The 8898-nt window shown below is 74.2% G+C and carries 6 protein-coding genes; 3 read left to right on the top strand and 3 right to left on the bottom strand.

What is annotated here, in order from left to right; all coding sequences use genetic code 11:
- Positions 1-545 (bottom strand): hypothetical protein (locus GUY61_RS30300; RefSeq protein ID WP_398957442.1); only part of this gene is annotated, 545 nt, incomplete at its 3' end.
- Positions 546-695: 150 nt separating this feature from the next.
- Here GUY61_RS30300 and GUY61_RS30295 point away from each other — a divergent pair.
- Positions 696-1418, top strand: coding sequence for an HPP family protein (locus GUY61_RS30295; RefSeq protein ID WP_166633445.1), 723 nt, complete (start codon positions 696-698; stop codon positions 1416-1418).
- A gap of 209 nt (positions 1419-1627) precedes the next feature.
- Positions 1628-2569 (top strand): universal stress protein, encoded by a 942-nt coding sequence (locus tag GUY61_RS30290; protein ID WP_166633444.1) that lies wholly within the window; start codon positions 1628-1630, stop codon positions 2567-2569.
- A gap of 112 nt (positions 2570-2681) precedes the next feature.
- Here the strand turns inward: GUY61_RS30290 and GUY61_RS30285 are convergent, their stop codons facing one another.
- Positions 2682-5294, bottom strand: a complete 2613-nt coding sequence (locus GUY61_RS30285; protein WP_166633443.1) for a SpoIIE family protein phosphatase — start codon at positions 5292-5294, stop codon at positions 2682-2684.
- Between the two features lie 349 nt (positions 5295-5643).
- Between GUY61_RS30285 and GUY61_RS30280 the strand changes: the two genes are divergently transcribed.
- On the top strand, positions 5644-7401 hold the full coding sequence (locus tag GUY61_RS30280; protein ID WP_166633442.1) for a GAF domain-containing sensor histidine kinase: 1758 nt from the start codon (positions 5644-5646) through the stop codon (positions 7399-7401).
- 28 nt (positions 7402-7429) lie between these two features.
- Here GUY61_RS30280 and GUY61_RS30275 read toward each other — a convergent pair whose 3' ends face one another.
- Entirely contained in the window at positions 7430-8860 is a 1431-nt protein-coding gene (locus GUY61_RS30275) for an MBL fold metallo-hydrolase RNA specificity domain-containing protein (RefSeq protein ID WP_166633441.1), read from the bottom strand.
- Positions 8861-8898 lie beyond the last annotated feature (38 nt).

Genomic DNA, 8898 nt, shown 5'->3' with positions numbered 1-8898 from the left:
GGCGAAGGCTGTGTCGCGTGTCCGGGGACAGGGTCGGGGGGCCCGGAGCGGGAGAGGGTCCGCAGTTCGCCGGTCACGTCCGTCACGGCGCGGGCGACGAGGGTCGGCATGCGTGCGTGGGCCCGCTCGCGCAGCCGTGTCACCGCGGCGTCCGCGGCCCGCGCGGCGCTTTCGTCCCCGCGCGCGGCCTCCGCGCGGCGGCGGGCCGCCGCGTTGGCCCGCACCTCGGGTGCCGCGGCCTGTGCGGCGGCAACGATGTCGGCGGCCCGGCGGGTGGCCTCCTCGCGCCGTTGCCGGGCCCCGCGCACCGCCTCCGCGCGAATCGCGTCCGCTTCCTCGGTGGTGCTGTCGAGCAGGGCCAGCGGACCCTCGAGCTCGGCGGCGAGTTCCGCCGAGCGGTCGACGGGGACCGCTCCGCCCGGCGCCGCGCCGGGCGAACCGGCGGGGCGGAAGCGCGCCAGGAAGTCCCGGAAGCCCGCCATGGTCTCGCCTCCATCCTCGCCCGGGTGAGCGCCGCGCGCGTCCTCGGTGCCGTGCTCGCTCACCGCATTCCATCCTCACGTTAGGAACGGGCCGGGTGCCACGGCAGGGTCTGTCCGACCCCGGGCAGGGGCCGGACGGCCCTGTTCACGGCGTCGGTACCGCGGGAGGTTAGGAGCGGGGAACTGTCCCCCTTCGCAGCCGGGGAGGTCGTCATGGTCGACCGTGAGCAACGCGAACAGAGTCTCGCCGCGGCACAGGCCCGAAGGGATCTGCCCGCCGGCACCGCACGGCGCTTCCCGGGGTCGGCCGGTGACCAGGACCTGATGGTGCGCTACCTCCAGGCCGTCGCCGCCGGCGCGCACCACCGGGCCGTGAAGACGGCCGCTGCCACCCCGCCGTCCGCCAAGGCCCCCGTCGTGGTCTCCTCGCTCCGGCGGCGGCCCGAGGCCACCCGCGGCGCGCCCGTCCTGCACGTGGACGACGTGATGCGGGGCCAGGTGGCGTCGGTCCGTGACGACACCCCGTTCCTCGACGTCGCCCGGCTCGTCGCCACCCAGAAGTGGGGTGCGGTCCCGGTGGTGGACGCCGAGCGGCACATCATCGGCGCCGTGACGGAGTCCGACCTGCTGGCGATGGCCGCATCGGGCCGGTCCCGGCCCGGCGGCACACTGTCCGCGCTGCTGCACGGACGGCGGGACGGCGACGGTCGTGGAACCACGGCACGTGACGTGATGACCAAGCCGCCGGTCAGTGTCCACCCGCGGACGCGGGTCACCGACGCCGCGCGGATCGCGGCCCGCTCCAAGGTCAGGCAGCTGTTCGTGACCGACTACAAGGGCCGCCTGGTGGGGGCGGTGAGCCGCAACGACCTGCTGAACGCCCTGGTGCGGGACGAGGCGCGGGACGAGGCGCGGGAACGCCCGCCGGAGTCCTGACGCCGACGGTTCCCGACGCGGCGCGCCGACCGCACCGGCCGCTGCCCGCGGGGACCGGAAGCCGGGCCGCCCGGCGGCACTGCCGGGCCGCTCGGCCCTACGGTTCCGGGCCGCGGTGCGCCGACAGTGGAAGGGTGAGGGGACGAGGGTTCCGCGGACGGCGCCGCCGGACCGGACAACTCCCCCGCCCATGACCCCGGAGGTGTGTGATGGCCGGACCCATCGTCGTCGGAATGGACGGTACGCGGGAGAGTCTGGCCGCCGCCGAGTGGGCGGCCGATGAGGCAGCCGTGCGGCGGCTGCCCGTACTGCTGCTGCATTCCTGGACCTCGCAGCCGCTCGATCCCACCGTGCCGCAGGCAGCCGCCAGCAAGCAGCGGTACGGACAGGAGGTGCTGCGGAGGGCGGAGGCAGAGCTGCGCCACCACCACCCGGACCTCACCGTCACCACCGAGCTGGTGCGGGACCCGGCGCCGAAGGCGCTGGAAGCGCTGTCCGGGGACGCCTCGCTGCTGGTGCTGGGCTCCCGCGCGCACAGCGCCCTGGCGGGATTCCTGCTGGGCTCCACCGGTCTGCATGTCCTCGGCCGCGCATCCTGCCCCGCGGTCGCCGTACGCCCGCCCAGGGCGGGCCGCAAGGTCGCGGCGGACACCGCGGCCACCACGGTGCCGGCGGACGCGGCGAGCACGGCCCTCGCGGACGCGGCCGGGGAGGACCGCGACGAGGTCGTGGTCGGACTGCACGACCTGAGCCCGAACGCAGATCCGCTGCTCGGCTTCGCCTTCGCCTTCGCGAGCCTGCACGGGGCGAGGGTACGCGCCGTACGGGCCCGCAGCCCGCTGGCGCTCCTGCCCCACTCCCCCGACGCCGCGCTGTTCGCCGACGCGCACGAAAGGTTCGGCACGCAGGAGCACGGCCGGCTCGACGACGTTCTGGCGCCCTGGCGCGAGAAGTTCCCCGGGCTGACCGCCGTCGGGCAGATCGAGATCGGCGGCGCTTCCGAGGTGCTGCTGTCGGCGGCTTCGCGGGCCCGGCTGCTCGTGGTCGGCCGCAGGCTGCACCATCCGCCCATGACCTGGACGCTGGGGCCCGTCGCGCACGCCGCGCTGCACCACGCGCGGTGCCCCGTGGCCGTCGTGCCGCACGCGTAGCGCGGCTTCCTCACGTCCGGGGTGCGCGCGCAGCCGGCTCGCGGTCCATGCGCGCGTGCGGGGCAGGGGCAGGGGCGCGGTCAGACACGGGCGTCTCTCTGGGTGCGTCGGCTCAGCCGCGGTGCGCGGTGTCGCGGTGCGCGGTGTCGCGGTGTGCCGTGTCGCGGTGCGCGGTGTCGCGGTGCGCGGTGTCGCGGTGCGCGGTGTCGCGGTGCGCGGCCGGGCCCGCGTGAGCCGCACGGCCCGCGTGGCCCGCGTCCCGCTCGGGCAGGCCGATCAGGAGCAGCGTCACGTCGTCGTCATGGGCGGCCGTGTCCGGAATGAGCGCGCCGACCAGCCGGGCTGCCGCCCGGTCGAGGACGTCCGGGTCGGCGGGGCTGTGCTCGATCGCGGCGCCGAGGGCATGCGTGAGGAGGTCGATCTGGGTGTCCAGGTCGGTGCCGGGCCTCTCGACCAGACCGTCGGTGTAGAGGGCGAGCGTGCTGCCCGGCGGCAGCGGCCGGGTCGCCTGCAGGTACGGCACGCCGCCGTCCGGGCCGTTGACGCCCAGCGGCACGTTGACCGGTGCCGGCAGCCGGTGTGCGGGGCCCCCCGGCGGCATGGCGATGACCGGCAGGTGCCCGGCCGAGCACAGGGTGACCTCGTGGGCCTTCTGGTTGATCAACAGGTAGCAGCAGGTGACGAGCTGGTCCGCGAGGTCACTGACGAACGCGTCCAGGCCGGTCATCAGCCGCCCGGGCGGCATGTTCGTGCGGGCCAGGGCGTGGGCGGCGGCACGCAGTTGGCCCATGACGGCCGCCGCCTCCAGGCCGCGGCCCATCACGTCGCCGATGACGATGCCGGTGCGGGCCTCGTCCAGGGGGATGATGTCGAACCAGTCGCCGCCGACGCCGGGGTCCTGGACGGACGCAAGGTACCGGTGGGCGCTGGGCAGGTACGGCAGGCGGGGTGGCTCGCCCATGAGGCTGTGCTGCAGGGTGTAGGCGATGCGCCGGTGCTGCTCGTAGCGCTCGGCCCGTTCGGCCTCGGCCCGTCTGCGATCCGTGATGTCCCGGACGGTCAGGAACACCAGGGTGTCCTGTTCGGCCTGGAAGGTGCTGACGCTCACCTCGGCGGGGAACTCGCTGCCGTCGCCGCGCAGCCCGCACAGGCCCCTGTCCAGAACCGTCGGCCGCGGGTCGGGCTGCCGCAGGTACGCGCCCAGGAGGGCGGCGTGGTGCCGGCGCCGCGGGCCGGGCACCAGGTCGTGGACGCTGGTGCCGACCAGGTCGGCCGGCGCGCGGCCGAACAGCGGCTCCACCTGCGCGTTGGCCATGACGACCGTGCCTTTGCCGTCCGTGATCAGGGTGGCGTCGGGCGCGGATTCCAGCAGCGCGAGGAAGCGCCGGTTGGCCCGCTGGACCTCGCGCTGGGCGGCGACCCGTTCGGTGACGTCGGTGGCGACCCCGCAGACGGCGTAGGGCTCGCCGGACGGATCGTTGAGCAGGAACAGCGTGGTCAGGAAGTCCCGCGGGCCGTCCGGCATACCGAGACGCTCCTCCCGCTGGACGACCCTGCCCCCGGCCAGCATCTCGAGGTCGGCCGCGCATACCTGCCGGGCGGTCTCCGGCGCCGGGAGTTCCTGGTCCCGGTGGCCCAGCACCCGCTCGCGCGACAGGCCCATGCTCTCCTCGAAGGTCGTGTTGACCGCCAGGTAGCGGCCGTCCAGGTCCTTGATGAACACCACCGCGGGCGTGTGGTCCATGAAGTCCTGCACCAGTCGGTTCTGCCGCACCTGCCACTCGGCACGTGCGTGGGCCATTTCGATACGGCGGCCCACGGTCAGGGCGGCGAAACCGACCACGGCGAACACCGTCACATGTCCGCAGACCAGCAGCGCGATGGCCAGACGAATGTCGTACAGCCCCGCGTCCTCGCCCGCCAGGACGATCCAGCCGAGCAGCGGCGGCACGACCAGAGTGGCGGTGATCATGCGGCGGCCCAGCGCGCCCGTGGTGCCGGCGTTCGTCAGCAGCCCGGCGGGTCCTTCGCCCGGCCGGACGAGAAAGGCCGCAACGCCCAGCAGCACCAGCGCCAGCGCGGTGTGCAGGGCCATGCCCGTGTAGTCGCCGAACCGGTCCAGCTGCGGCACGTCGTAGGCGAACCCGTAGATCCGGAGCATGCCCAGGGTGAGAACGGCCAGGGCCGGGATCTGGCCCGTCCAGGCCGGCAGCCGGCGCCCGCTGCCGCACAGTGCCGCCGCGCCCCCGAGCATGAGCCCCAGGGCCGTGTTGGGTGCCATCCGCCCCGGGGTCGTCGTCTCCACCGGCGGGTTCTCGTCCTCGAACAGGAGCTCGTCGATGCCCAGACCCGTCCCGGTGAAGTACTCCACCGCCGTGAGCGTGCCGATCAGGGTGGCCACGGCGGCAGCGGCACGAGCGGCTGCCGCCGTCCGCCGGCTCATGGGTCCGCCGGCCACCACGAACAGGGAGAGGCCCAGCGCCAGCAGGCCCACCGCGGTGTTCGGTTTCATGGTCGCGCCCTCGCCCGGCAGGACGCTCTTCAGGACTTCGCTGCCGAGGATCCAGCCGGCGAGGCCCACCGCGCCGAGCGTGGCGGCGACGAGTGCGGCGGTCCGGGCCACGGCGCGGGCGCCGGCCAGCGTCGGCGCGTGGAACGGCAGCCCCTCGGCTCGCCCCACGCCCGTGGTGCCGGGCACCGCGGGCGCCTGTCGCTCCGCACTCATCACAGGATTTCGTGTCCTTCGGTACGCGATGTCCCTGTCAGCATCATCAGCCTAAGTACTTCGGAGCGGACGCGTCCGGATGCGGGCGTCCGGATGCGGGCGTCCGGATGCGGGCGTCCCGATGCGGGCGTCCGGCACAGGTGCGCACGGGAGCCCATCAGCGCCCGCACCGGTACGCACAGGCGCCGGTCAGCGCCCGCTCCGGTGGGGTCCGGGCCCGCGCCCGTGAGGCGCCCGCTCCGGCATCCGCACTCCCGCGGACCCCCGGGCCGCCTCCGTGCGCCCCAGCCATTACCGTGGAGGATGGCGCCCGGCGCTCTGCCCGGGCGACCGTCCGGAGGAGTGAACGATGGACCGGGACCGGGAAGGGCCTGCGGGATCCGAGCAGCATCTGCCCAGACTCCGTCTCGACGAACTGCTGGAGGAGCTCCAGGTCCGCATCGACGCGGTGCGCGGCACCCGGGACCGCTTGCACAGTCTGCTGGAAGCGGTGCTCTCGATCGGCAAGGAACTCGACCTGCCGCAGGTGCTGAGGAGCATCACGGAGGCAGCCGTCGCTCTGGTGGACGCCGAGTACGGCGCTCTGGGGGTCGTGGGCGACGACAAGACCCTTGTCGAGTTCGTGACCGTCGGCCTGAACGACGAGGACGGGGCGAGGACGGGTGAGCCGCCCTTGGGGCACGGAATCCTCGGCGAGCTGATCCGCCACCCCCTGCCGCTGCGGCTCGACGACATCTCCGAGCATCCCGCCTCGTACGGCATTCCCGAGGGCCACCCGCCGATGCGGTCCTTCCTCGGGGTGCCCATCAAGGTGCGGGACGAGGTGTTCGGCAACCTCTACCTCACCGAGAAGCGCGGCGGAAAGAGCTTCGAGGCGGAGGACGAGGCGGTCCTGTCGACACTGGCCGTGGCCGCCGGAGTCGCCATCGAGAACGCCCGGCTGTACGAGGAGGCGCGGCGCAGGGAGCGCTGGCTGCGGGCGAGCGCGGAGGTCACGGCGACCCTGCTGTCGGGCATGCCCAGCGTCGACGTGCTGGAACTGATCGCCGCACAGGCGCGGGAGATCGTCGCCGCGGAGGTCGGGATCATCGCGGAGCGCGTACCGGGCGAGGAGGCACTGCGCCCCGCGGTGGCGGTCGGAGCGGGTGCCGACCGGCGCGGCGGCCTGGTCATGTCGGTACGGGACGACTTCCTCGGCGCCGCGCTGAGCACGTCGGAACCCGTCGTCAGCGGCGACGTCACCCACGATCCGCGCAGCCTGGCCGAGGAGGCGCAGTGGGCGGGTCTCGGGCCCGTCGTCGCCGTTCCGCTGGGCACCAGCGGAAAGTCCCGCGGCGTGCTGGTGCTGGGACGGCTCGCGGGTGAGAAGCCGTTCAGCGAGGTGGAGACCGGGCCGCTGCTCGGTTTCGCCGGCCAGGCGGCGCTGGCGATGGAGCTCGCGGAACGGCGCCGGGACGCGGAGCAGGTCGCACTGCTCCAGGACCACGACCGCATCGCCCGGGACCTGCACGATCTCGCGATCCAGCGGCTGTTCGCGACCGGCATGACGCTGCAGAGCGCCCAGCGTTTCGTCCAGCATCCGCAGGCCTCGGAGCGTCTGGCACGGGCGATCGACGATCTCGACGACACCATAAAGATCATCAGGGCCAGCATCTTCGGTCTGCGGACACACGGCTCACGGACGCAGGAGGTGAGCGGGCTGCGCGGCCGGGTCGCGGCCACCGTGCAGGATTCGGTCGCCTCGTTCGGCTTCTCGCCCGCCCTGCGGATGGAGGGCCTGATCGACACCGGGATCCCCGACGAGGTCGCCGACCACGCGGTCGCCGTGCTGGGCGAGGCGCTCAGCAACGCGGCCCGGCACTCCGGCGCGCGGGCCGTGGACGTCCATGTACGGTGCACCGAGCGCGAACTGACACTGACCGTGTCGGACGACGGCTGCGGCATCCCGCCGGGCGCGGCCCGCAGCGGTCTGCGGAACATGGAGGAGCGGGCGACGGCGCTGAACGGCGCACTCACCCTCGGCGACCGGCCGGGCGGCGGCGCGGTGGTGGTGTGGCGGGTTCCTCTGGGCGGTGACGGCGGAGGGCCGGTCCGGGCGGTGCGCTGACCGCCACGGCCGGCCGCCGCCGCGCCCGTCACCGTACGAGGACACGCTCCCCCGACCGGGGCACCACCGCGTTCCAGCCCAGTTCGTGGCGGATTCTGTCCCGCAGGGCCTCGGCGCCCTCGGGCTCGCCGTGCACCAGGTACGTGGTGTGCGGGGCGGGAGCGCCGCGCAGCCAGTCGAGGATCTGCCGGCTGTCCGCGTGGGCGGAGAAGTACGGCACGTCGGCGACCTCGGCGCGCACCGGCACGTACTCGCCGAACATCTTCAGCGCGACCGCGCCGTCTACCAGGTCCCTGGCCCGGGTGCCCGCAGCCGCGAACCCCACGACGACGACGGCGTTGCGCGGGTCCGGCAGCAGCCGCCGCAGGTGGTGCAGGACCCGGCCGCCGGTGGCCATGCCGGACGCCGAGACGATGACGGCCGGGCCCCGGGTCTCGTTGATCGCGACGGACTCCTGGACGGAGCGGGCCGCCAGGAACGGCCCGGGGCCGAGCGCGGCCCTGCCGGCGTCCGTGATCTCGGGGCGCAGTTCGGGCAGCCGGGCGGCGATCGCGTCCCGGTAGACGTCCAGCGCGGCCAGCGCCATGGGGCTGTCGACGTACACCGGCACCGAGGCGGGAATCACCCCGTCGCGGCGCAGTCCGGCGAGTTCGTGCAGGACGACCTCGGTACGGTCGAGGGCGAAAGCCGGGACGACCACGGTGCCGCCGCGGGCGAGCGTACGGCCGATGACGGCGGCGAAGGCGGCGCGCGCCGCCGCCTCCTCGTGCTGCCGGTTGCCGTAGGTCGACTCCATGAGCAGGACGTCGGCGCCCGAGAACGGCTCCGGGGGACGCAGCAGGGGGTGGCCGGGGCGCCCCAGGTCGCCGCTGACGGCCAGGGTGTGCCCGTCCTCCAGGGTGAGCCGGGCCCAGGCGGATCCGAGGATGTGCCCGGCGGGGTGGAGGGTGAGCCGGGTGCCCTTGGCGATCTCGGTCTCGGCGCCGGCCGGAACGGGGGCGAGGAGGCTCAGGGTGCGGTCCACGTCCGCGTCGTCGTACAGCGGTTCGGCGGGACGGTGCTTGGACCAGCCGTGCTCGTTGGCGTGCTGCGCGGCCTCCATCTGGAGTCTGGCGCTGTCACGGAGCACGATCTCGATGAGCCGTGCGCTGTACTCCGTCGTGACGACCGGGCCCCGGAAGCCCTGGCGGACCAGGCGGGGCAGGTAGCCGCAGTGGTCCAGATGGGCGTGTGTCACCACGACCGCCTCGATGTCCTCGGCGTCGCAGGACAGGGTGCGCCAGTTGCGCCGGCGCAGTTCGGCGAGGCCCTGGAAGAGCCCGCAGTCGACGAGGACGCGGGCGTGGTCGCTCTCGACGAGGAACTTGCTGCCGGTGACCGTGCCGACGCCGCCCAGGAACGTGAGCAGGGCGGGTCTCGGGGTGATCCCGTCCACGGCGGCATTCACGCTGTTCGGCATGGTGGCAACCTCCGGTTGCGGTAGGGGCGGGCGCGAGG

It is taken from the genome of Streptomyces sp. GC420, assembly GCF_009916105.1.
Taxonomy (GTDB): domain Bacteria; phylum Actinomycetota; class Actinomycetes; order Streptomycetales; family Streptomycetaceae; genus Streptomyces.
This window is presented reverse-complemented; position numbering and strand designations above follow the sequence as displayed.

Bases quoted from the DNA above. Each gene is read 5' to 3' on its own strand.
- GUY61_RS30285 (WP_166633443.1), bottom strand. From the start codon at position 5,294: ATGAGTGCGGAGCGACAGGCGCCCGCGGTGCCCGGCACCACGGGCGTG.
- GUY61_RS30275 (WP_166633441.1), bottom strand. From the start codon at position 8,860: ATGCCGAACAGCGTGAATGCCGCCGTGGACGGGATCACCCCGAGACCC.
- GUY61_RS30280 (WP_166633442.1), top strand. From the start codon at position 5,644: ATGGACCGGGACCGGGAAGGGCCTGCGGGATCCGAGCAGCATCTGCCC.
- GUY61_RS30295 (WP_166633445.1), top strand. From the start codon at position 696: ATGGTCGACCGTGAGCAACGCGAACAGAGTCTCGCCGCGGCACAGGCC.
- GUY61_RS30290 (WP_166633444.1), top strand. From the start codon at position 1,628: ATGGCCGGACCCATCGTCGTCGGAATGGACGGTACGCGGGAGAGTCTG.